The sequence below is a fragment of the Robertmurraya sp. DFI.2.37 genome (assembly GCF_029211245.1).
GTDB lineage: Bacteria > Bacillota > Bacilli > Bacillales > Cytobacillaceae > Robertmurraya > Robertmurraya methanolica_A.
This window is the reverse complement of record NZ_JARGEJ010000672.1, coordinates 1-298: the sequence shown is the minus strand read 5'-3', so window position 1 is coordinate 298 and position 298 is coordinate 1. Positions and strand designations below refer to the sequence as shown.

The 298-nt window shown below is 42.3% G+C and carries 1 protein-coding gene; it reads left to right on the top strand.

What is annotated here, in order from left to right:
* On the top strand, nucleotides 1–298 hold a 298-nt coding region (locus PZE06_RS28150), incomplete at both ends, for an FHIPEP family type III secretion protein (protein ID WP_275792421.1).

The following is a 298-nucleotide window of genomic DNA, read 5'->3' as shown; positions in this document are numbered from 1 at the left end:
AGCAGACTTCTATGGTGCTATGGACGGTGCCAGTAAGTTTGTTAAAGGGGATGCCATTGCTGGGATTATTATCACTTTAATCAATTTACTTTTTGGAATTGTCATCGGTTCTATGCAATTAGGACTACCTATTGGGGAAGCAGCTACACGTTTTTCTCTCCTTACTGTCGGAGATGGAATTGTCAGTCAAATACCAGCATTATTGATCTCCACAGCAACGGGAATTGTCGTGACGAGAGCGACTTCTGACGGCAATCTTGGGCTAGATATAACGAGACTGCTTCTATCTTATCCAAAA